This window comes from Dysgonomonas sp. Marseille-P4361, assembly GCF_900343125.1.
In the GTDB taxonomy this organism is placed as follows: domain Bacteria; phylum Bacteroidota; class Bacteroidia; order Bacteroidales; family Dysgonomonadaceae; genus Dysgonomonas.
This window is the reverse complement of record NZ_OPYL01000001.1, coordinates 1-22,236: the sequence shown is the minus strand read 5'-3', so window position 1 is coordinate 22,236 and position 22,236 is coordinate 1. Positions and strand designations below refer to the sequence as shown.

Sequence of the window (22,236 nt, the reverse complement as noted above, 5' to 3'; positions counted from 1 at the left end):
ATAACTTTGCGCATAACATAAACCAATACATAAAACATGGATAAGATATCGTTAATCGTACCTTGCTATAATGAAGAACAAGCTTTACCTTTCCTTTATAAAGAGATCGTAAAATTGGCAGAAGAAATGCCTGAGCAAGAGTTCGAGTTTATCTTTATAAATGATGGATCTAAAGATCGAACACTCCCTCTGCTAAAGGAATTGCAACAGTCAGATGATAGAGTGCATTATGTGTCTTTTTCAAGAAACTTTGGGAAAGAAGCTGGTATTTACGCAGGATTGAGAGAGGCGACAGGTGATTATATATCCCTTATTGATGCCGACTTGCAAGATCCGCCATCTCTAATCAAAGGTATGTATGAAACCCTTAAGACGGAGGATTATGATTGTGTGGCCACTCGCCGTTTAGATAGAAAAGGGGAGCCTCCGGTTCGTTCTTTTTTTGCAAAACAATTTTACAAACTGATCAATAGTATCTCCGATACCGAAGTTGTGGATGGAGCGCGCGATTTTCGCTTAATGACAAGGCAAATGGTTGACTCTATCTTAGATATGGGAGAGTATAATCGTTTTTCTAAAGGTATTTTTGGTTGGGTAGGTTTTAAGACGAAATGGGTTGCCTTTGAAAATGTAGAGCGTGTAGCTGGCGAAACGAAGTGGTCTTTTATTGGTTTATTCCTTTATTCATTAGAAGGTATTATTGCCTTTTCAACCAGACCTTTGTTAATAGCTTCCTTGTTTGGGATCTTATTTTGCTTAATCGCATTTTTTATGATTTGCGTTATTATCGCAAAAACTCTGATTTGGGGAGACCCGGTTGCGGGATATCCTTCTCTTATTTGTGCTATTTTCTTTATGGGAGGAATTCAGTTGTTTTGTTTGGGGATTTTGGGGCAATATCTGTCTAAAACCTATTTGGAAACAAAAAAACGTCCAATCTATATCGTTAGAGAAAAAGCTTAAAAGTCTATTTTGTAATCTATAGTTGTCAAATTTGAGTATTTTGACCTTTTATTTTTTTGTGTTTAAAAAATAAAAGTTTAATTTTGCCGCCATTGTAGAGTGGGTTTTGTTATATTTTTTCAACGGGCTATGTGTCATAATGTCGCAAAAGTATACTGCAAAACAGACAAATAACAGAGATTATACTAATATAATATAAAACATGAGTACTTCTGCTCTTTTTTTAGTCGTTCTTCTAACAGGAATGTTGCTCGTCTGTGCCGGATTAGGTATGGCGATTTTATTATCCCCGAAGTCTTTTAATGCCCAAAAAGGAGAACCTTATGAATGTGGAATTCCTACACATGGAACATCTTGGATGCAATTTAAGGTAGGTTATTATCTTTTTGCTATTCTTTATCTGATGTTTGATGTGGAGGCTATCTTCTTGTTTCCATGGGCAACAGTTGTAAGAGAATTAGGGATGCCAGGTTTGTATTGTATATTGTTCTTTATTTTAATACTAGGCTTAGGCTTGGCTTATGCTTGGAAGAAAGGAGCTCTAAAATGGAAATAAAAAATATTTATATAAAAGGTATTCCTAATGAAGATTTTAAGGATAATGAATACCTTGAAGATTATGTAAAAGAGCTTCGCGAAGGAGGCGTGCCTATTGTTGTTGGGAAATTAGATGACCTGATAAACTGGGGACGTTCGAATTCTGTGTGGCCTTTGGCTTTTGCTACAAGCTGTTGTGGAATTGAATTTATGGCAGCTGCAGCTTCTCGTTACGATTTGGCTCGTTTTGGAATGGAGGTTACTCGTAACAGTCCACGTCAGGCTGATACTATGGTTGTAGCAGGGACAATTGTGCATAAGATGGCTCCTCTGCTGAAACGTGTTTACGATCAGATGGCAGAACCTAAGTATGTGATAGCAATGGGAAGTTGTGCTATATCAGGAGGTCCTTTTGTAGACTCTTATCATGTTGTGAAAGGTATTGATGAAATAATACCTGTAGATGTTTATGTCCCAGGATGTCCTCCTCGTCCAGAGGCTTTGTTCTATGGACTAATGCAGTTACAACGTAAAATAAAGCTAGAGCGCTTTATGTTTAAAGTAAAAAAATAAAATAAGATATAACCAGAAATTATCGATGGAAAATATCAAGAAGGTAATACTTGAGGCTGTTCCGGAGGCTGTCATAGAAGATAAGGCTCCATTAACGGTAACAGTCGAACCCGATAAACTTCGTCAGTTGGCTATAGCATTGCATGACAATGCTGATATGCCATTCGATTATTTAGCAATGTTGACCGGAACGGATGAAGGAGAAAAGTTGATGGTAACCTATTTGCTTTGTCCTTCAAAAGATTTGTCAGTAGAAGTTGCTGTAAAAACGGGTACAGATGACCGAGAAGATCCACTTCTTTACACTGTAACTGATATATGGGAAACAGCTCATTATAATGAGAGAGAAGTATTTGCGATGTTAGGAATACGTTTTATAAATAATCCTGATATGCGTAGGTTCTTTCTTAATTCAGACTGGGTAGGGTTCCCTTTGAGAAAAGACTACGATGCAAATCCTGTGCTTAATGCTGTTAATGTAGAGAGTAAAGATATTGTAGATATTGCTCCTCGCATAATGGAGGTTGGCGGAAAACTGAAAGAAGAGAAAATAAATATCTTCGAGCCGGATGATTATATAATCAATATAGGTCCTCAACACCCTTCTACTCACGGAGTAATGCACTTTCGTGTGGCATTGGATGGTGAGATTGTAAAGAAAATAGATGTCCATAGTGGATATATTCATAGAGGAATAGAAAAGTTGAGCGAAAAGCTGTCTTATCCTCAAATACTACACTTCACAGACCGTTTAGATTATCTTTCTGCTAATATCAACCGTCACGGATTGTGTATGTGTGTAGAAAAAGCAGCGGGAATTGAGATTCCGGAAAGAGCTCAATATATACGTACTATCATGGATGAGTTGAATCGTATCGATTCTCATCTTGTAGCATGGGGTACAATGTGTATGGACTTGGGAGCTACTACCGCATTTATATACGGAATGCGTGAGCGTGAAGAAATTCTTAAAATAATAGAAAAAAATACTGGTGGTCGCTTGATTATCAACTACAACGTGATAGGAGGAGTGATGTTCGATATTAAGGATGACTTCCAGAAAGACGTAAAAGCATTTATCCCGGTAATGCGTAAAGCTTTGTTACAATACAACAAGCTGTTTACTGGTAATGTGATTGCTGTTGGGCGTATGAAAGGTTTAGGCATTCTGTCTAAGGAAGATGCAATATCTTATGCTGTAACTGGTCCTGCAGGTCGTGCTTCTGGTTTCTCTTGTGATATTCGCAAGCATATCCCTTACGCTTTGTATGATAAGGTAGAATTCAAAGAGGTGATTCGCGAGGAAGGTGACGCTTATGCTCGTTATTTGAATCGTTTGGACGAAATAGAAGAATCTTTGCATATCATCGAACAATTAATAGATAATATTCCTGAGGGAGATTTTCAGGCAAAAACAAAAGCCATTATCAAATTACCTGAAGGCGAATTTTATCAGAGAATTGAAGCCGGACGTGGCGAGTTTGGTATTTACATTGAAAGTAGAGGAGATAAAACTCCTTATCGCTTGAAATTCCGTTCTCCATCAATGGCTGCTGTATCGGCTATGCCTTTGATCTGTAAGGATGAAAAGATCTCAGACTTTATTGGTATCGGAGGATCTATGGACTATGTAATCCCGGATATTGACCGTTAATAAGAATATTTATATTTTACTAATATAAAAACATATGCTGTTAAATTATTCACGACCGTTGGAATTAGTAGGCTTGTTAAAAACGTTTGATACATTTTTGACAGAAAATTTGCCTACATGGGCGGTTTTGGCAATAGAATTTGTACTGGTAGGTATTGTGTTGCTTACCTTATATGCAGTACTAGCCTTGATCCTGATATATGTAGAACGTAAAATAACGGCTTTCTTTCAAGCTCGTCTTGGTCCTAACCGTGTAGGTAAATACGGGTTGGTACAGAGTGTGGCCGATATGATTAAAATCTTGATCAAAGAAATTATACATGTAAATAAATCGGATAGATTCCTTTTCTTTACAGCCCCATTCTTTATGATTGTAGCTTCAATGTTGACCTTCGGGGCATTGCCTTTTGGAGAAGGGCTACAGGCTGTAGATTTTAATATAGGTGTATTCTATTTAGTAGCTGTATCTTCATTGGGTATTATTGGTGTATTGCTTGCCGGATGGTCTAGTAACAATAAGTACTCTATGATCGGAGCAATGCGAAGTGGAGCTCAGTTTATCAGCTATGAGTTGTCAGCAGGTTTTGCTCTTATGACAATGGTTGTCTTATCAGGAACAATGAGCCTTTCAGGAATTGTACAACAACAAGCATATTGTTGGAATATCTTTAATGGTCACATTCCTGCCCTTATAGCATTTATTATCTATTTGATATCGGGACATGCCGAAACAAATCGTGGACCATTCGACTTACCGGAAGCAGAGTCAGAATTGACAGCAGGTTATCATACTGAATATTCAGGTCTGCAATTCGGGTTCTTCTATTTGGCTGAATATCTGAATATGTTTATTGTTGCAGGTATTGCTACAACAGTATTCCTTGGAGGATGGATGCCTTTCCAAATCGAAGGATGGGATGGTTTTAATCAAGTGATGAATTATATTCCTTCTTATATTTGGTTCTTTGGAAAAACAGCAGTTCTTGTTTTCCTAAGCTTGTGGGTGAGATGGACATTCCCTCGTCTGCGTATCGACCAACTATTAAGTCTAGAGTGGAAGTATTTACTGCCAATTAATATGGTGAATATATTATTCATGGTAATCATTGTATTAGCAGGATTAACATTGACAGATATATTTTAATTTATAGCGAATAAAACAATGAGTTCAGTATCAGAATATTTTTCAGGTCTATTTGGAGGTATTAAGTCGCTTCTAACAGGTATGCGTGTGACTTGGGGTGAGCTATGGACAAAAAAAATAACAGAGCAATACCCTGAAAATAGAGCAACGCTTGTAATTCCGGATCGCTTCAGAGGCGAATTGGTTATGCCTCATGATGATAATAATGAACATGCTTGTACAGCTTGTGGTATTTGCCAAATGAATTGTCCTAACGGAACAATCAAGGTGATCTCTAGAAGTGTAGAAACAGAGGATGGTAAGAAAAAGAAAGTTCTTGATCGTTATATCTACGACTTAGGAATGTGTACTTTTTGTAATCTATGTGTTATTACTTGTCCTCAGGATGCGATAATGTTCTCCAATACATTCGAAAACTCGATATTTACACGAAGCAAGCTTGTTCAGCAGTTGAATCATGAAGGATCTCAATTGCGTGAAAAAAAGAAAGAGGTTAAACCTTTGGTAAGTAAACCTGTAGAAAAAGCAGAAACAGCTGTGTTTGGTAAAGATAAAACAGTAGAGGATAAACCTCAGACCCCTGTTCAGCCAATACCTGCACAAGATATTAAAGAAGATGGCGGTGTGCATCCGGAGAAAGACATTCCGAAGGATGTGACAACGAAAACAGTTCCTGCATCTAAAACTGATGCAGATATACCAGAGGAAGAAAAATAAAAACATACGATAATCAATAGATTATGGCAGAGCAAATTATATTTTACATTTTAGCAATAATAATCGTGTTTTCCACTATTATGGCGGTAACAACACAAAAGATTATTCGTTCAGCAACATACCTGTTGTTTGTCCTATTGGGTACGGCAGGCTTGTATTTATTGTTAGACTATCATTTCCTTATGGGTGTGCAGATTGCTGTATATGCGGGAGGTGTAATGGTGTTATTCATCTTTGCTATTCTACTTACCAACGAACCGGGTAGAGATGTTAAGTTTGAAAAACCAGGCAGAATGTTTATTGCAGCATTAGCTTCTCTTGCAGGGCTAGCTATATGCGGACATATTATATTCTATAATGTCAATAAATTCTACACTTATGTTACTCAGCCCGAAATGCCGATGCAACAAGTCGGTTTGGCTATGATGGGAACAGATAAATATCAGTATTTACTTCCTTTCGAAGCAATAAGTATTTTACTTCTTGCTTGTATTATCGGGGGGATTATGATTGCAAGAAAAAGATAAAACGATATAAGTTATGGGTGATTTTATAACAAGCCTTTTATCAGGACCGGTGCCTATCGAAGCATATTTGGCTATCAGTACAATTATGTTCTTTGCAGGTGTATATGGATTCCTATCTCGTAAAAACATGCTAATGGTTCTGATATCAGTAGAGTTGATGCTTAACGCTGCCGATTTGAACTTTGTAGTGTTTAACCGCTATTTATATCCGGGACAACTGGAAGGTTTCTTCTTTACACTGTTTGCAATAGGTATTGCCGCAGCAGAAACAGCGATTGCGATTGCTATCATCATCAACATATACCGCAATGTGAAGAGTATATATGTGGATGAGAATATTACTAAAATGAAACACTAAGCAAGGATAAAGATTAAGATATGGGACAATTTGATTTTACATATTCGATACTGATAGTTGCTTTGCCTGCTATTATGTTTCTTATTCTGGGACTGGGTGGCAAATATATGAAGCCTATCGTAGCCGGAACACTAGGAACGATATCGTTAGGTATAATGACAGTATTAGCATATTTTACTGCATACCAATATTTCTTTGTTGTAGGTAAGGTAGATGGAGTTTATCAGGCTATTCATACTGCAACTACATGGCTTCGATTTACAGATACATTACATATCGATTTAGGTATCTACCTTGATCCTATTTCGGTGATGATGCTTGTAGTTATCACAACAGTATCATTGATGGTACATGTGTATAGCTTAGGCTATATGAAGGGGGAAAAAGGCTTCCAACGCTATTATGCTTTTCTTTCTTTATTTAGTTTTGCAATGTTAGGATTGGTAGTCGCTACCAATATCTTCCAAATGTATATTTTCTGGGAACTTGTAGGTGTGTCGTCATTCCTGCTAATTAGTTTCTACTATATAAAACCTTCGGCAGTAGCTGCTTCGAAGAAAGCCTTTATCGTAACCCGATTTGCAGACTTCTTCTTCTTAGTAGGTATCTTATTACTGTCTTATTTTTCAGGATCATTCGATTTTGCAACTATAACATCTCCTGATGCACCATTCATCGCATCTATGCAAGGAACATCATTTATCGGCTTGTCTGTATTGACTTGGGCTATGTTGTTGATCTTTATGGGAGGTGCAGGAAAATCGGCTATGATGCCTTTCCATATTTGGCTTCCGGATGCAATGGAAGGTCCAACTCCGGCTTCGGCATTGATCCATGCTGCAACGATGGTTGTTGCGGGAGTTTTCCTTGTTGCTCGTCTATTCCCTGTGTATGTGATTACTCCATATGCTTTGGATGTGATAGCTTGGGTAGGTGCAATCACGGCTCTTTTTGCTGCTGTTGTTGCTTGTACACAGACCGATATTAAACGTGTGTTAGCGTTTTCTACAATATCTCAGATTGCCTTTATGCTAACTTCGTTAGGTGTCTCTAAATTTGGAGGTCACGATGGGTTAGGATATATGGCAGGTATGTTCCACTTATTTACTCATGCTTTCTTCAAGGCATTGTTGTTCTTAGGTGCAGGAGCAATTATTCATGCTGTTCATAGCAATGAAATGGATGATATGGGAGGTCTTTGGAAAAAACTACCTATCACGGGTATAACATTTGGTATCGCATGGCTTGCAATTGCCGGTATTTGGCCTTTCTCCGGATTCTGGAGTAAAGACGAAATCCTTGCAGCAGCTATGGAGAACAATATGCCAATATATATCATATTGAGTATTGCTGCTGGATTAACAGCATTCTATATGTCTCGCTTGTTCTTCCGTATCTTCTTCTACGAGAAGAAACAGTATCATCACGAACCGCACGAAGCAGGAGTTGCTATGGCTATTCCTTTAATTGTGTTGGCTACATTTGCGGTTTTTGCTGGTCTTATCCCATTCGGTAAGTTTGTGACTTCCGATGGAGTGCCTTATGATGCGCATTTGAATTATCAAGTGGCAATAACAAGTGTGGTTATCTCTCTTATAGGTATGTTCGTTGCATTCAAGCTATACTATAAGAAAAATGATATACCGGATAGAATTGTAGCAAATATAAATACGCTTTATACATGGGCATTACATAAATTCTATTTTGATGAATTGTGGTTGTTTGTGACACGTAAAATTATCTTTAAACGTATCTCTAAACCAATTGCTTGGTTCGATAAAAAATATGTTGACGGTTTCATGGACTCATTGGCATATGTAACGCAAGCATCGTCTCGTGCAATAAAGAATTTCCAGTCAGGTTATATACAACAATATGCTTTGGCTTATTTGGTAGGAGCCTTGATCCTTGTAGTAGGATTCTGTGGTTGGGTAATCTGTTTTATTTGTAAATAAGATATAGTAAAAATATAAAAAGATGAATATTCTTTCATTATTTATTCTTGTACCTGTTGTTATGATGTTGGCATTTATACCATGCCGCAATATAAAACAAGTGCGTACCGTTGGAGTCGTAGGTGCAGTTATTGAGTTAGCCTTAGCATTGGTACTCTTATTTATGTTCTTCCAAGAGCGAGGAGCAGGTAATGCAGCAGAAATGTTGTTTACGTATGATAAAGTATGGTTCGAGTCATTGAATATCCATTATGCAATTGGTGTTGATGGTATTTCGGTGTTGATGATTCTTTTGACATCCGTTATCATATTCACAGGAACATTTGCTTCGTGGAATATGGATCCGCTCCCTAAAGATTTCTTTATGTGGTTGACCTTCTTGTCAATAGGGGTGTACGGCTTCTTTATCTCGCTAGATATGTTTACTATGTTCTTCTTCTATGAGATTGCTCTGATTCCAATGTACTTGTTGATTGGGATATGGGGAACCGGAAGAAAAGAATATTCGGCGATGAAACTTACCTTGATGTTGATGGGTGGATCGGCTTTCCTATTTGTGGGAATATTGGGTATCTACTTTAATTCATCAGCAACAGGTGACTTTACTTTCAATATCTTAGAAATTGCTCAAAATGGGGCTATCCCCGTTGCAGCACAATATTGGATATTCCCTCTTACTTTTGTTGGGTTTGGAGTTCTTGGAGCTTTATTCCCATTCCATACTTGGTCTCCTGATGGTCACGCTTCTGCGCCAACGGCAGTATCGATGCTTCATGCAGGTGTGTTGATGAAGCTGGGAGGATATGGATGTTTCCGTATTGCTATGAAATTAATGCCTGAGGCTGCTGATGAGCTGTCCTGGATCTTTATCATCCTTACAGGTATCAGTGTTATATATGGAGCTTTGGGAGCAATATCTCAAACAGACTTGAAATACATTAATGCATATTCATCAGTAAGTCACTGTGGTTTGGTGTTGTTTGCTATCCTTATGTGGAACCAGACAGCAATGACTGGTGCAGTGATGCAGATGATTTCTCACGGATTGATGACTGCGTTATTCTTCGCCCTGATTGGTATGATTTACGGGCGTACTCATACGCGAGATATCAGAGAAATGGGAGGTTTGATGAAAATTATGCCATTCTTAAGTGTCTGCTATGTGATAGCAGGTATGGCCTCGCTAGGTCTGCCGGGGCTAAGCGGTTTCGTTGCTGAGATGACAATATTTGTAGGAGCATTTGCTCATAATGATATGTTCCACCGTGTATTCACTATAATTGCTATTTCATCTATCGTTGCCACAGCAGTTTATATACTGAAAGTGGTAGGTAAAATATTGTTTGGACCAGTTCAAGATCCACATCATCTGGAGTTGACTGATGCAACATGGCACGAGAAAGTAGCTACAGTAGGATTGATCGTTTGTGTGGCAGGAATGGGTATGTTCCCCGGATGGATATCTGACCTGATTAGTTCAAGCTTAGGATATTTGAATTAAGAATAGCTAAGAACATAATTGTAAACAATAATATATAAGATATAACAATGGATTTAAGTAATTATTTGTTGATGAAGCATGAGTTATCACTTGTAGTGGTATTCCTCTTATTTATTCTATATGATCTATTTGCTTCCGACAGTGCAAAAAAATATTATTTCCCGGTAGCTTGTACGCTATTCTTGATACATACAGTTGTTTGTTTCTTCTTTAAAGATAATGGAAGCTCATTTGCAGGGATGTATGTTACAGGTCCAGCTTATCTTACGATTAAGAATATTTTGAACATAGGAGTATTCCTTATCATGTTGCAAGCCAATGCTTGGCTAAAGCAACCAGATAATATAATCAAGCGAGGTGAGTATTTTATGCTAACGATACTTACGTTGATTGGTATGAATCTGATGATATCGGCAGGTAATTTCTTGTTATTCTATATTGGATTAGAAACAGCATCATTACCAATTGCCGCATTAGTAGCATTTGATAAACACAAACATAAATCAGCTGAAGCAGGTGCGAAATATATTTTTAATGCTGCATTCTCTTCGGGGATAATGGTGTTTGGCTTATCTCTTCTTTATGGTGCTTGCGGTACGCTTTACTATCAGGATATAGCTTCAAATATCTATTCAGCACCTATGGCTATTATGGCAATGATATTTGTGCTGTCAGGGTTATTCTTCAAAATATCTTTGGTTCCATTCCATTTATGGGCACCAGATACTTACGAAGGAGCTCCTACTAATATAACATTATATCTGTCTACAATCTCAAAAGGAGCAGCAGTATTTGCTCTGATGGTGATTCTTTATAAAGTATTTCCGGTATTGGCAGACACATGGAAAGGTATTATATGGATTCTTATCCTTGTTACCATAACAATAGGAAACTTGTTTGCACTGCGTCAGAAGAATTTGAAAAGATTCCTTGCGTTCTCATCTATTTCGCAGGCAGGATACATTATGTTGAGTTTATTTACCGGAACAGCTGAAGGTATGGCTGGTACAATTTATTATATATTTGTTTATGTATTCTCTAACTTGGCTGCGTTCGGAGTTATTTCAGCTATCGAAGATAAGACGGGTAAAGTAAACATGGATGATTATAATGGTTTGTACGCAACTAATCCAAAACTTTCATTAGCAATGATGATTGCAATGTTCTCTTTGGGTGGTATTCCATTTGCAGCAGGGTTCTTTAGTAAACTGTTTGTGTTTAAGGCTGCAATGAGCCAAAACGAAGTATTATTGGTTTTCCTTGCTTTCTTAAATACTGTTATTGCTTTATACTATTATCTGTTAGTAGTAAAAGCAATGTTTATAAACAAGAACAATTCGCCTATCGAGACTGTTAATACAGATGGTTACTTGAAAGTATCGCTTGTAATGTCAATGGCTGGTATCTTCGTAGTTGGAGTTGTAAGCTGTTTCTACGAATATATCAACAGTATAAGTTTCGGTATATAGTATTAAAGAATATTAAAGAATAAAAGAAAATTCGACAGAAGGTTTTATCTTTGAGCTTCTGTCGAATTTTATATCAAAAAGAATAAAAATTTATGAACTTATTCACTCTTCTTCAAGTTCCAATGGACTCATCTGTGGTTGCTTCAGTCGATCAAGTCGTACAATCAGCACCCGAAGAAAGTTATTTAAGCCTTGTAATGAAAGGAGGTTGGATTCTATTGCCAATTTTCCTTTTGTCGCTTTTATCCATTTATGTGATCATAAATAAATGGCTCGTAATAAACCGACTTGGTAAAAAAGATTCGGTATGGTTATCTCGAGTAGTAGAGTTAGTACATGAAGGGAAAATAGATAAGGCTTTAAAATTCTGTGTGGAAAGACCTTATGCGTCAGCAAAAGTAATCGCAGCAGGATTGAAAGAATTTGATAAAGAAGATGCGGAAATACAAGAAGCAATGGAAGTTGAAGCCCGTGTGCAAATCAGTACAATGGAAGATCAAATGAATTGGTTGGGTATTACAGCATCTATAGCTCCAATGTTAGGATTCTTAGGGACAATATTTGGTGTTATAAAAATTTTCTATGATATAGCTCGTACTAACGATTTGGCCATTGATACTATTTCGACAGGGTTGTATCAAAAGATGATCTGTTCAGGAGCCGGTTTGTTAGTTGGTATAATTGCTTATTCTGGATACTATATTTTGAACGGGAGAATAGATAAAGCTGTTGTAAGTATAGATAAAGAATCGAATGAGGTATTGAAAGCGATTAGAGCAAATAAAAGAGGTACAGTAGAAGCCTAATTAAAAACAGATAGATAAGGTATGAAAATCCAACGAAGAAAAATGAGAACAGCAGAAGTTTATACAGCTTCTTTGAATGATATTATGTTCTTCCTGTTACTTTTTTTTCTTATCATATCAACGATGGTAACACCTGCTGCTATCAGAGTGTTGCTTCCGAATGCTACAACAGCAGAGAATGTTGTTACTAAGAAAAATATAAACCTTATTATAACTCAAGACCTGCGATATTATATCGATGATAAAGAATTAGCTAAAGAAGAAATAGAGCCAATGTTGGCAGATATCTTAGCTAAAAAATCAGAGAATGAGGAAATGAACGTTTTATTGCAGGCTGATAGATCTCTTACTATCCAAGACTTGGTAGACGTCATTGATATAGGTAATAGACTACATGTGAAGATGGTCTTGTTTACCCAAAAACCAAACTAATCATTTAATTTATTAAGACAAATAGATATTGTCAATTCTCTTAATTGTGTAATTGGTGAAATTTATTTGCAATCTACATGCAGCATTTTTTGAAAAAGTGCATCTACTAAATGAAGCTTAGCCAAAGATGAATGAACTGCAAATCATAGCAGGCTGTAAAGAACAAAAGCGTGAAGCTCAAAAGATACTGTACGAGAAGTATGCTCGTGCGATGTATGGTATCTGCTTGCGTTATAGTTCCGATATGGATACTGCTCAGGATTTGTTACAGGATGGATTTATGAAAGTTTTTGCAAACATAAATTCTTTCCAGAATAAAGGTTCATTTGAAGGATGGCTTAAGCGCATTTTTATTAACCATGCTTTAGAAGACTTACGGAAAAAGAAATCATTCATTCAAGTCGCAGAAGATCCTCAAAATCTTCCGGATATAGTGGATGATGCAACCGAAGAAGAACAGATGTATCAAATCTCTGAAGATGAACTGTTGAAGATGATACAAGAACTACCAAGAGGATATTCGGCTGTATTCAACTTATATGCAATAGAAAATTATTCACATAAGGAAATTGCAGAAATGCTTGCTATTAGCGAAGGCACTTCTCGATCTCAGTATGTGCGTGCGAGGCAATTATTACAAACTAAGGTTAACCAATATATAAAGGAAAGATCGTAAGATGGATGTAGGAAAAGACAAAATAAAAGATCTATTCTCCTCAAAGTTAGGAAGCTTTGAGCCAGATGTGCCTGCCTCAGTATGGGGTGGACTAGATCAGCTTTTGTCTGCTGAGTCTACACCGGCTACAGATTCTTCTTCAAGCTCAAATTCATCATCATCTGCAGGAAACTCCTCTTCACTTAAAACCATACTAACAGTTGTTGGAATAACGGCGGCAATCGCTATGGGGATATTCTTTTTTAACAGAGAGGATCCTAAAATAGTATTAGAAGAACCATCCAAAACAGAGACAATAGTTGAAGGTGATTCAGTGGAGGTCCTGGAAGAGGATACTGTTCAGGTAGAGCCTATGGTTAACTCTAAAGTGAAGGCAAGAGCGATTGCAGAGCCTGCGCTAGTTGAAGAGGAAAATATAGAGCAGAAAATAGAGATTCAAGATAGGGAAGAAGAACCGGTAATAGAGAAAAAAGAAGAGCCGACAAAAGTTAGACCTGAAGATGAAATACGTATCATTCCTATTCGAGAGGAGGAAAAAGGTCGAGGGGTATCTATTGGAGTTGTGTCAGAAATAGGGCTAACTGGTTATACTAAAAAAGATGCTGGAGGAGATATGCTTTTGTCTCAAAAAAACAGAGGTAAAGAATTTCTGGATATTCTTGATGCGGAAGGAAATGAATTTATTCTTAAACACAATAAGCCTTTGTCATTTGGTGTAACTGTTGAAAAAGAGATTAGTCCTAGTTTAAGTATCGAAACAGGATTGGTTTATACACTCCTTTCGTCAGAGGTGACTTCCGCCAGTCAGTATAATATAAGAGAGACTCAGTCTTTCGATTATATAGGTATTCCTGTAGCTTTGAATTATACCTTTTACAAAGTTGGAGGGGCTAAATTTTATCTTTCTCTTGGAGGTATGATGCAAAAAGATGTTAAAGGTAGATATATTAGTCATCTCGATCTTCCGCAACCAAATGGAGAAAATACTATTAGTGAGGACATATTTTATGACGAGCCTTATTACATTAAAAAACACTTAAAACAAACTAATCCGCAATTTTCTGTAAGAACAAAACTTGGAGTTGCATATCCTTTATATAAAAAGTTGTATATTTACGGTGCGATAGGAGGTGTTTATTATTTCGACGCAAATAATAAATACCGAACAATATACTCTGATAAGAAAACCCAGCTGGACTTAAATCTGGGTGTAAAGTATGAATTTTAACTTTTATTACAGACGTAAAAAAATGAAAACTATTTTTATTAAGGTAGCAAGTGTATTATTTGCAATCTCTATGCTGACATCGTGTTTAGGAGATGGAGATAATTATATGGAGGTGTCAGGTGATTTTGCTTACATCAGAGAAGACGATCAGATTGGTAAATATGCAATGACTTTGAGATCTGGTCCTGTAAAGGCGGATAAAGTGAGTACATTGACTGTAGGGCGAGCTTATTATGTATCATATAAAGCGAGTTATAGTGGAGGCGGATATGCAGCAATAGCAGAGAGATTCGATCTAGTGGAAAATGAGCCAGTGCCTATAGCTAAATCTTATTTAGGAGAGCCTTACTCTAATGTTCCCGAATTTCAGATAAATGATACTATTAACCCTAAAAGTATTGCTATAGGCGCATGGGATCCATATAAAGATGTCTTTGATGATAATTGGCAGATATCTTATAATGTGTCGAAGAAAGAAGGTGATGAAATAGAGGCGTATTATTACTATGACAGAGATAACCAATTCGAAAACGGGCAAGCACTTAAAGAAAATCAAGCTATAATTGATGTTCGTTTTGTTAAAACATTGAAGAGTGGTGTGTCTAAGGATCCTAAAAACGAAACATTGAGTGCTTTTGGATCTTTGAAGCAATTCAGAGAAATGTATCGTCCTACTTATAAAGAAGAAGTGGAAGGGAAGAAGGTTGCAAATGTTCTGATCAAATTCAGATATATCAAAGATGCGGATAAAGAACCAACTGTTTCTTATTTGGGAACATTCTATACCTCAGGGTCAGAGCCGGTTTATGGTATGATTTTCGTTGAAGAATAATAATCTGAGAATAATATAATTAATGATTGTTAAGAGAAGTGTAGATCTACACTTCTCCTTTTTTTTGTTTAGAAAATAATACTAAGTCTATACAAGTGTTTTCTGTTTCAAAGTTTTTTCTATATTTGTGAAAAGTCTAATTAAGAAAGAAAAAGATGTCAGTAAATAAAGTAATATTGATAGGGAATGTAGGGAAAGATCCCGATGTTAAATATTTTGACAATGGTAGTGTTGTAGCCAATTTTACACTGGCAACTACCGAAAGGGGGTACACTGCTGCTAATGGAACTCAAATTCCGGATCGAACAGAATGGCACAATATAGTTTGTTGGCGAGGCTTGGCTAAAGTAGCAGAACAATTTGTGAAAAAAGGGGTTCAGGTATATATCGAAGGAAAGATCCGTTCTCGAACTTATGATGACGCTAACGGGGTTAAACGCTATGTGAACGAAATATATGCGGATAACTTGGAACTGTTAGGAAGCAGAAGACGCGAGGGTGCTGAGTTTGGATCTGATAATCCGCCTTACCCAACTCAAGGAAGTAATGAATCGTTTTCGACTAACACTAATTATAGTGCGCCTAATATTCAAGAAGAGGATGATCTTCCTTTTTAATGAATAGGATTGAAAGAGCATAAAACAGATTAAGTATGAAGTAATGAGTATTTAATCTGTTTCTTTTTTGTATAAACTTTCTAATTAACACTATGTGATTGCTGTAGAAAGAATCTTAATTGATCGTAATGCGTCTCAATACATTGAAGTATTTTTCATACCTTTGTAGCCTCAAAATAGAGAAAGAAATATGCTGGATACCAAACAACAATTTGAAATTGTAATAGCAGAATGCAGAAGTCTTTTTGCAAAGAAGCTGAAAGATTATGGCGCTTCGTGGCGTATACTCCGTCCACAGTCAGTTACAGACCAAATCCTGATCAAAGCTAAACGTATAAGAAGTATTGAAGAAAAAGGGGTAAGCCTAATAGATGAAGGCATTGCTTCTGAGTTCATAGGTATCGTTAATTATGGAATAATAGGTCAGATCCAACTTGCATTGGGTTATGCAGATAGTGTTGATTTGGACGAAGATAAAGTGTTGGAGTTATATGATAAGTATATGACGCAGACAAAAGAACTTATGTATGCCAAAAATCATGATTATGATGAAGCCTGGAGGGCTATGCGTATAAGTTCGTACACTGATCTTATTCTGACTAAAATATATAGAACAAAACAAATAGAAGAGAATAAAGGGGAAACAATTGTTTCGGAAGGTATCGATGCAAACTACATGGATATGGTGAATTATTCTTTATTCGGTTTGATTAAATTGAAATTTTCAGATAAAGAAGAATAGTCTTTAAATGAGCAAGAAAGATGCAGTCATAAAAGTCTTGGTCGAAATATCTAGAGTACTACTAGGTGTTACATTTATATTCTCGGGTTTTGTGAAAGCTGTAGATCCGTTCGGTACAGCCTACAAAATTACGGATTATCTTTCGGCTTTTAATTTATCCTCTCTTTCGTTCTTATCTCTCCCGGGTTCAGTTCTACTGTGTGGATTGGAATTTGCTATGGGAGCATGTATGTTGTTTGGCCTTTACCGAAAGTGGAACTCTCGCCTGATGTTGCTTGTCATGAGTTTTATGACTCTTCTGACCTTATATTTGGCAATAACAGATCCTGTTGAAGATTGTGGCTGCTTTGGAGATTTCCTGATAATAAGTAATTGGCAAACATTTTACAAAAATATAGTTCTACTCATCTGTTCTATTATAGTATTTGTCTATCCGGAACGTATAAGTAACATCTTTACAGGAAAATCATACTGGTTGGCATTCTTGTATATTTTTGTGTTTATAGGTTTATTTGTTTTCTACAATTATCTCTATGATCCGGTATTTGATTTTCGCCCTTATAAAGTAGGAGCAAACATAGCAGAATTGAAAAATATTGATGAAGGTAAAGGGCGTGAAGAACAAGTCGTGTTGGTGTACGAGAAAGATGGCGTAGAAAAAGAATTTACAGAAGAGAATTATCCTTGGGAAGATAGTACCTGGACTTTTGTTCGTATGGATTCAAAGACAATAAAAGAAGGAGAAGTATCTCCTATCAAAGATTTTGTTATAAATAAACTAGAATTAAATGCTTCCAGGACGGAAATTGTAGCTCAAGAAGATATAACAGAGGCTGTCTTGTCTGACTCTAATTATGTTTTTTTGATGGTGTCTCCTTTGCTGGAAGATATAAATATCTCCTATCTTAGTAGTTTCGAAGATATAGAAGCATACGCTACAGACAATGGTTATCGTTTTTATTGTTTGACATCATCTACTACAGATGGTATAATTGAATGGGCAGATATAAATACGATTAATTTCGATTTCTGTACTATGGATGAGAGAACATTGAAAACAATTATACGTTCCAATCCCGGATTAATTCTGTTGAAAGATGGTGTTGTTGTTAATAAGTGGGCTGATATCGCTGTGCCAAGTGAATCGGAGCTAAATAAACCATTGGCCGAACTTGAGTTTGGGAAGATGGAAGACACTGAAAAAGAAAATAAGAAAAAACTATTCTATATCTGTGCTATATTTTTCGTTCCTTTGTTGACCCTAAAGGTTTTGGATTTCCTAGTTTACAATAGGAGGGGTTACGAAGAGAAGCCCGATAAAGAAAAAGATGAATCCGTTTTAGAATAAATTAGTATCACAATTATAAATAATTAAAAAATTATGAGAAAGAATATTGTTGCAGGAAACTGGAAAATGAACAAAAGTTTGCAAGAGGGTGTAGAGTTTGCTAAAGCCCTAGAAGCTGCTCTTGCTGGTAAAACTTTGAAATGCGAAGTAATCGTAGGTACTCCGTTTATTCATTTGGCTAGTGTAGCATCAGCTACAAAACTTAATGTTGCTGCTCAAAACTGTGCAGATAAAGCTTCTGGAGCATATACAGGGGAAGTATCAGCAGCTATGGTAGCTTCTACTGGTGCAAAATATGTAATATTAGGACACTCAGAGCGTCGTTCTTATTACGGAGAAACTGATGCTATCTTGAAAGAAAAAGTATTACTTGCTCTGGAAAATGGCTTAAGTCCGATTTTCTGTATTGGAGAAACAAAAGAAGAAAGAGAGAAAAACGTACATTTTGATGTAGTTAAAAGTCAAACAGTAAATGCTCTTTTCGAACTTTCAGCAGAAGATTTCTCTAAAATAGTAATTGCATACGAACCGGTATGGGCTATTGGAACAGGTCTTACTGCTACTTCGGCTCAAGCTCAGGAAATGCATGCATTTATCCGTGAAACTATCGCTGAAAAATATGGTAAAGAAGTAGCTGACAATACTTCTATTCTATACGGAGGTAGTGCAAATGGAGGAAATGCTAAAGAACTATTCTCTTGCCCTGATATCGATGGAGGTCTTATTGGTGGTGCATCTCTAGACGTTGAGAAATTTATTCCTGTTATCGAAGGATTTTAATTTTAAACAATAATAATTTGTGGAAGAGTTTATTCTTCCACAAATTATCTTTTATACAACGAAAATGAAAAAAATACTTCACATTATTATTGCATTGAGCCTTTTGTCTATTAATGCTATTGCTCAAGATGGAGGAAAAACCATTGTTGACGAGATAAACTCTTCTAAATGGGGAAAAGGTAATGTTATGGTAATGCAAGATGAAGCAATTCAGGGAGAGGTAGCAGTTCGTCAAGAAACAGATATAGCTTTTCAAAAAGTGGGAGCTATAGATCCTAATGCTGATTATGAAAAAGTGAGAGGATTCAAAATTCAGGTTTACTCAGGCAATAATCAACAGAGATCGAAAAGAGAAGCAGAGTCTAGACGAGCACAAGTGAAAGAAGCTTTCCCGGAGTTAGAAGCAGATGTGAAGTTCCAGTCTCCATTTTGGAGGTTAAGGGTAGGTAACTTCCTTACCAGAGAAGATGCCTTGTTGGTCCTTCAGGAAATGAAGAATGCATTGCCGGGCTTGGCCAAGGAAATGTACGAGGTTGCCGACGAGGTTAAGCGCCCGATAAATAAATAATAAAACAGAAAGAAATAATCTTCATAATGCAAGAAGAACAAAATATTAAGGCGCTAGCAAGCCATTATAAGGAAATTATCAATCTTTTGGGAGAGGATGTCGATAGAGAAGGTTTACTGGCTACGCCTGATAGGGTCGCTAAAGCAATGCGCTTTTTGACAAAAGGTTATCATGAGAGCCCGGAAGAGATACTGAATAAAGCGCTCTTTAAAGAAGATTACAGGCAAATGGTAATCGTAAAAGATATTGATTTCTATTCACTTTGTGAACATCATATGCTTCCTTTTTGGGGTAAGGCTCATGTAGCTTATATCCCTAATGGTCATATAACAGGTCTGAGCAAAATAGCAAGGGTCGTAGATGTGTTTGCACGCCGACTGCAAGTGCAGGAACGTATGACATTGCAGATAAAAGAGTGTATTCAAAAAACATTGAACCCTCTGGGAGTAATGGTTGTTATTGAGGCACAGCACATGTGTATGCAGATGAGAGGTGTTGAAAAGCAAAATTCAACGACTACGACGTCCGATTTTACAGGTGTTTTTAATCAGGCGAAAACAAGAGAAGAATTCATTAACCTCATACGATAATTTTTGATATATCGAATATAGCGAGGTTTTCCCTGTAGGGTTTACCTCGTTTTTTTTATAATTATACTTCTTAATTTAATATGACTCTATTTGATATTCATACCCATAATGTAAAACCTTATACTAAGGGAGGTTTGATTGATATAAAAAGTATATTAAATACTTTTCCTGAGGATTTTAATGATTTGAGTAAGTCTGCAAATGAATCAACTTGGTTTTCTTGTGGAATTCATCCATGGTATGTAGATGGAAAAACAGAGAGATTGAAGTCTTTGGAAGAAATTATCAAACACGATAGAGTTGTAGCAGTAGGAGAAGTGGGGTTAGATAAATTGAAAGGTCCTGATCTAAATTTACAAATCGAAGTGTTTGAAGAGCAAATTAGCTTAGCAAATAAATATGGAAAACCCTTAATTATTCATTGTGTAAAGGCTTGGGATGAATTAGTTGCTCTGAAAAAGGGAGTGAAAACTGATATTCCGTGGATAATACATGGATATAGAGGTGGAGTTGAGCAGACAAAGCAGCTCGTTTCTTTAGGTTTTTATTTGTCTATTGGAGAGAAGTTCAATCTTGAGTCGTTAAAGCATATACCCGTGAACTCTCTTTTTTGTGAAACGGATGAATCAAGCAAATCGATTGAAGCTATTTATAAGCAGGTTTCTATGAGTCTGGGGTTCGATTTTAATCAATTTGCTTTCAGGATGCTAGGGAATATGAGTAAATTTGCCTTTGGTTTGACAAAATGATATATCTTTGCATCTTCATTTGTTTCCCAATGTCTATTAATTTAACATAAACATAAATGATCGATATAAATGCTCGCGTTTTACTAATATACACAGGAGGTACTATTGGAATGGTTGTAAATCCGGATACAGGATCATTAGAGCCTTTCGATTTTTCTCACTTAAATAGCCATATGCCGGAAATGGATCGCTTTAAATTTAAAGTAGATCATATTGTCTTCGAACCGGTTATAGATTCCTCCGAAATAACACCAGAGCATTGGAAAAAGATGGTACGAACCATAGAAGATAACTATGACAAATACGATGGCTTTGTTATTCTTCACGGAACCGATACAATGGCATATACAGCTTCGGCTTTAAGTTTTATGATCGAAAACTTACATAAGCCAATTGTATTGACTGGCTCTCAGCTTCCAATAGGAAAATTGAGGACAGATGCCAAGGAAAATCTAATCACAGCACTTGAGATAGCGGCTGATAAAGATGAAAATGGGCGTCCAATTGTGCCCGAAGTTTCAATTTTCTTTCAAAATGACTTGCTGAGAGGGAATCGAGCCACAAAAGTGAACGCAGACAATTTTAATGCCTTTAAATCCTATAACTATCCTAACTTGGGAAAATCAGGGATTCAGATAAAATATGACAAAAAGGTAATCTTTCAACCTGATTATACGAAAAAGACTATTTTTCATTATTACTTAGAGACAAGAATAGCTACATTGAAGTTGTTTCCGGGTATCAATAAGTATATAGTAGAGACAGTTCTTGGATTGAAAGATATTCAAGCTATAATATTGGAAACTTACGGTTCGGGAAATGCACCCTTATCTCCATGGTTTCTGAAGTTAATTCAAGAAGCTGTTGACAGAGGGGTTGTAATAGTCAATATTACTCAGTGTGAAATAGGGATGGTTAATATGGAAAGGTATGAAACCGGACGAGAATTGTTGAAGGCTGGAGTCGTGAGTGGCTTTGATTCTACATTCGAATCAGCTGTAGCTAAATTAATGTTTCTTATAGGGCACGATTATAATCCGAGCGAAATAAAACGTCGGATGAGTATTCCTTTAGTTGGAGAAATGACTCGTCCGGAAGAAAAAGATACAGAATAGACCAATCATTTATTGCTATATCTAAACGTAGGTATTGCTCGAATCTCTTATTGACAGTAGTTTTGTTGAAATATAAGTGTTTTATAACATGCTTTAAAATAGGTTGTTACAAAAAAGTTTCAATTTTATTAAAAAATAGTTTGAAATTTATTTGGAAATAAACTGAATCATTGCATATCTTTGCACCCGCTTTGGCACTGAAACGGCGACGTTCTAAGGGGCTGAGGTGAAAAAAGAAAGCGATCTTTAAAGGAACTGAAATAACAACATCAAGAGTGTAGTACAAGTATACATATTTTATATGTATGGGAAAAATACTACCGTCAATTTACTTTGATAAATTGAGGACAGGATC

General features: G+C 36.5%; 23 protein-coding genes and 1 pseudogene. All 24 read left to right on the top strand.

Annotated elements, in window-relative coordinates; all coding sequences use genetic code 11:
• The first annotated feature begins 36 nt into the window (after nt 1-36).
• The 24 genes and pseudogenes from DHU68_RS00120 to DHU68_RS00005 all read left to right on the top strand — a co-directional run bounded on the left by DHU68_RS00120 (nt 37) and on the right by DHU68_RS00005 (nt 21,881).
• Nucleotides 37-963, top strand: coding sequence for a glycosyltransferase family 2 protein (locus DHU68_RS00120; protein WP_108820950.1), 927 nt, complete (start codon nt 37-39; stop codon nt 961-963).
• A 202-nt stretch (nt 964-1,165) separates the two neighbouring features.
• Entirely contained in the window at nt 1,166-1,519 is a 354-nt protein-coding gene (locus tag DHU68_RS00115) for an NADH-quinone oxidoreductase subunit A (RefSeq protein WP_108820949.1), read from the top strand.
• On the top strand, nt 1,510-2,073 hold the full coding sequence (locus tag DHU68_RS00110) for an NADH-quinone oxidoreductase subunit B (RefSeq protein WP_108820948.1): 564 nt from the start codon (nt 1,510-1,512) through the stop codon (nt 2,071-2,073). The genes DHU68_RS00115 and DHU68_RS00110 overlap by 10 nt, the downstream gene beginning before the upstream one ends.
• A gap of 25 nt (nt 2,074-2,098) precedes the next feature.
• Entirely contained in the window at nt 2,099-3,727 is a 1,629-nt protein-coding gene (locus DHU68_RS00105; protein ID WP_108820947.1) for an NADH-quinone oxidoreductase subunit D, read from the top strand.
• A 34-nt stretch (nt 3,728-3,761) separates the two neighbouring features.
• A complete protein-coding gene (gene nuoH / locus DHU68_RS00100) occupies nt 3,762-4,871 on the top strand; it encodes an NADH-quinone oxidoreductase subunit NuoH (protein WP_108820946.1) in 1,110 nt (369 codons plus the stop codon).
• 18 nt (nt 4,872-4,889) lie between these two features.
• Nucleotides 4,890-5,363: pseudogene (locus DHU68_RS00095) on the top strand (4Fe-4S dicluster domain-containing protein); the annotation flags it as partial.
• 248 nt (nt 5,364-5,611) lie between these two features.
• Nucleotides 5,612-6,115 carry an NADH-quinone oxidoreductase subunit J gene (locus DHU68_RS00090; protein WP_108820944.1) on the top strand — a complete coding sequence of 168 codons (504 nt, stop codon included), beginning with the start codon at nt 5,612-5,614 and terminating at the stop codon, nt 6,113-6,115.
• Nucleotides 6,116-6,128: 13 nt separating this feature from the next.
• Nucleotides 6,129-6,473, top strand: coding sequence for an NADH-quinone oxidoreductase subunit NuoK (nuoK, locus tag DHU68_RS00085; protein WP_108820943.1), 345 nt, complete (start codon nt 6,129-6,131; stop codon nt 6,471-6,473).
• A gap of 20 nt (nt 6,474-6,493) precedes the next feature.
• Nucleotides 6,494-8,428 carry an NADH-quinone oxidoreductase subunit L gene (nuoL, locus tag DHU68_RS00080; protein WP_108820942.1) on the top strand — a complete coding sequence of 645 codons (1,935 nt, stop codon included), beginning with the start codon at nt 6,494-6,496 and terminating at the stop codon, nt 8,426-8,428.
• 22 nt (nt 8,429-8,450) lie between these two features.
• Nucleotides 8,451-9,929 carry a NuoM family protein gene (locus DHU68_RS00075; RefSeq protein WP_108820941.1) on the top strand — a complete coding sequence of 493 codons (1,479 nt, stop codon included), beginning with the start codon at nt 8,451-8,453 and terminating at the stop codon, nt 9,927-9,929.
• A 47-nt stretch (nt 9,930-9,976) separates the two neighbouring features.
• Nucleotides 9,977-11,398 carry an NADH-quinone oxidoreductase subunit N gene (locus DHU68_RS00070; RefSeq protein WP_108820940.1) on the top strand — a complete coding sequence of 474 codons (1,422 nt, stop codon included), beginning with the start codon at nt 9,977-9,979 and terminating at the stop codon, nt 11,396-11,398.
• A gap of 92 nt (nt 11,399-11,490) precedes the next feature.
• A complete protein-coding gene (locus DHU68_RS00065) occupies nt 11,491-12,204 on the top strand; it encodes a MotA/TolQ/ExbB proton channel family protein (protein WP_108820939.1) in 714 nt (237 codons plus the stop codon).
• A 21-nt stretch (nt 12,205-12,225) separates the two neighbouring features.
• Entirely contained in the window at nt 12,226-12,636 is a 411-nt protein-coding gene (locus DHU68_RS00060; protein ID WP_108820938.1) for a biopolymer transporter ExbD, read from the top strand.
• Between the two features lie 127 nt (nt 12,637-12,763).
• Nucleotides 12,764-13,312: an RNA polymerase sigma factor gene (locus tag DHU68_RS00055; protein ID WP_108820937.1), complete on the top strand. Its 549-nt coding sequence runs from the start codon at nt 12,764-12,766 to the stop codon at nt 13,310-13,312.
• A gap of 1 nt (nt 13,313) precedes the next feature.
• On the top strand, nt 13,314-14,540 hold the full coding sequence (locus DHU68_RS00050) for a hypothetical protein (protein WP_108820936.1): 1,227 nt from the start codon (nt 13,314-13,316) through the stop codon (nt 14,538-14,540).
• Between the two features lie 22 nt (nt 14,541-14,562).
• The gene (locus DHU68_RS00045; protein ID WP_160111025.1) at nt 14,563-15,372 is read left to right on the top strand and encodes a hypothetical protein; all 810 of its coding nucleotides are present in this window, start codon (nt 14,563-14,565) and stop codon (nt 15,370-15,372) included.
• Nucleotides 15,373-15,527: 155 nt separating this feature from the next.
• Nucleotides 15,528-15,989: a single-stranded DNA-binding protein gene (locus DHU68_RS00040; protein ID WP_108820934.1), complete on the top strand. Its 462-nt coding sequence runs from the start codon at nt 15,528-15,530 to the stop codon at nt 15,987-15,989.
• Nucleotides 15,990-16,179: 190 nt separating this feature from the next.
• A complete protein-coding gene (locus tag DHU68_RS00035; protein ID WP_108820933.1) occupies nt 16,180-16,731 on the top strand; it encodes a DUF1599 domain-containing protein in 552 nt (183 codons plus the stop codon).
• Between the two features lie 7 nt (nt 16,732-16,738).
• Complete coding sequence (locus tag DHU68_RS00030) at nt 16,739-18,079, top strand: BT_3928 family protein (RefSeq protein WP_108820932.1); 1,341 nt, start codon at nt 16,739-16,741, stop codon at nt 18,077-18,079.
• Between the two features lie 33 nt (nt 18,080-18,112).
• Entirely contained in the window at nt 18,113-18,859 is a 747-nt protein-coding gene (gene tpiA, locus DHU68_RS00025; protein ID WP_108820931.1) for a triose-phosphate isomerase, read from the top strand.
• 64 nt (nt 18,860-18,923) lie between these two features.
• Complete coding sequence (locus tag DHU68_RS00020; RefSeq protein ID WP_108820930.1) at nt 18,924-19,427, top strand: SPOR domain-containing protein; 504 nt, start codon at nt 18,924-18,926, stop codon at nt 19,425-19,427.
• Between the two features lie 26 nt (nt 19,428-19,453).
• A complete protein-coding gene (gene folE, locus DHU68_RS00015; protein WP_108820929.1) occupies nt 19,454-20,017 on the top strand; it encodes a GTP cyclohydrolase I FolE in 564 nt (187 codons plus the stop codon).
• A gap of 80 nt (nt 20,018-20,097) precedes the next feature.
• The gene (locus DHU68_RS00010) at nt 20,098-20,766 is read left to right on the top strand and encodes a TatD family hydrolase (RefSeq protein WP_108820928.1); all 669 of its coding nucleotides are present in this window, start codon (nt 20,098-20,100) and stop codon (nt 20,764-20,766) included.
• A gap of 56 nt (nt 20,767-20,822) precedes the next feature.
• Nucleotides 20,823-21,881 carry an asparaginase gene (locus DHU68_RS00005; protein WP_108820927.1) on the top strand — a complete coding sequence of 353 codons (1,059 nt, stop codon included), beginning with the start codon at nt 20,823-20,825 and terminating at the stop codon, nt 21,879-21,881.
• Nucleotides 21,882-22,236: the final 355 nt, after the last annotated feature.

Bases quoted from the DNA above. Each gene is read 5' to 3' on its own strand.
- DHU68_RS00115 (WP_108820949.1), top strand. From the start codon at position 1,166: ATGAGTACTTCTGCTCTTTTTTTAGTCGTTCTTCTAACAGGAATGTTG.
- DHU68_RS00090 (WP_108820944.1), top strand. From the start codon at position 5,612: ATGGCAGAGCAAATTATATTTTACATTTTAGCAATAATAATCGTGTTT.
- nuoH (WP_108820946.1), top strand. From the start codon at position 3,762: ATGCTGTTAAATTATTCACGACCGTTGGAATTAGTAGGCTTGTTAAAA.
- DHU68_RS00070 (WP_108820940.1), top strand. From the start codon at position 9,977: ATGGATTTAAGTAATTATTTGTTGATGAAGCATGAGTTATCACTTGTA.
- DHU68_RS00005 (WP_108820927.1), top strand. From the start codon at position 20,823: ATGATCGATATAAATGCTCGCGTTTTACTAATATACACAGGAGGTACT.
- DHU68_RS00045 (WP_160111025.1), top strand. From the start codon at position 14,563: ATGAAAACTATTTTTATTAAGGTAGCAAGTGTATTATTTGCAATCTCT.
- nuoL (WP_108820942.1), top strand. From the start codon at position 6,494: ATGGGACAATTTGATTTTACATATTCGATACTGATAGTTGCTTTGCCT.
- DHU68_RS00120 (WP_108820950.1), top strand. From the start codon at position 37: ATGGATAAGATATCGTTAATCGTACCTTGCTATAATGAAGAACAAGCT.
- DHU68_RS00050 (WP_108820936.1), top strand. From the start codon at position 13,314: ATGGATGTAGGAAAAGACAAAATAAAAGATCTATTCTCCTCAAAGTTA.
- folE (WP_108820929.1), top strand. From the start codon at position 19,454: ATGCAAGAAGAACAAAATATTAAGGCGCTAGCAAGCCATTATAAGGAA.
- DHU68_RS00020 (WP_108820930.1), top strand. From the start codon at position 18,924: ATGAAAAAAATACTTCACATTATTATTGCATTGAGCCTTTTGTCTATT.
- DHU68_RS00110 (WP_108820948.1), top strand. From the start codon at position 1,510: ATGGAAATAAAAAATATTTATATAAAAGGTATTCCTAATGAAGATTTT.
- DHU68_RS00055 (WP_108820937.1), top strand. From the start codon at position 12,764: ATGAATGAACTGCAAATCATAGCAGGCTGTAAAGAACAAAAGCGTGAA.
- DHU68_RS00010 (WP_108820928.1), top strand. From the start codon at position 20,098: ATGACTCTATTTGATATTCATACCCATAATGTAAAACCTTATACTAAG.
- DHU68_RS00060 (WP_108820938.1), top strand. From the start codon at position 12,226: ATGAAAATCCAACGAAGAAAAATGAGAACAGCAGAAGTTTATACAGCT.
- DHU68_RS00030 (WP_108820932.1), top strand. From the start codon at position 16,739: ATGAGCAAGAAAGATGCAGTCATAAAAGTCTTGGTCGAAATATCTAGA.
- DHU68_RS00065 (WP_108820939.1), top strand. From the start codon at position 11,491: ATGAACTTATTCACTCTTCTTCAAGTTCCAATGGACTCATCTGTGGTT.
- DHU68_RS00075 (WP_108820941.1), top strand. From the start codon at position 8,451: ATGAATATTCTTTCATTATTTATTCTTGTACCTGTTGTTATGATGTTG.
- DHU68_RS00035 (WP_108820933.1), top strand. From the start codon at position 16,180: ATGCTGGATACCAAACAACAATTTGAAATTGTAATAGCAGAATGCAGA.
- tpiA (WP_108820931.1), top strand. From the start codon at position 18,113: ATGAGAAAGAATATTGTTGCAGGAAACTGGAAAATGAACAAAAGTTTG.
- DHU68_RS00040 (WP_108820934.1), top strand. From the start codon at position 15,528: ATGTCAGTAAATAAAGTAATATTGATAGGGAATGTAGGGAAAGATCCC.
- DHU68_RS00105 (WP_108820947.1), top strand. From the start codon at position 2,099: ATGGAAAATATCAAGAAGGTAATACTTGAGGCTGTTCCGGAGGCTGTC.
- nuoK (WP_108820943.1), top strand. From the start codon at position 6,129: ATGGGTGATTTTATAACAAGCCTTTTATCAGGACCGGTGCCTATCGAA.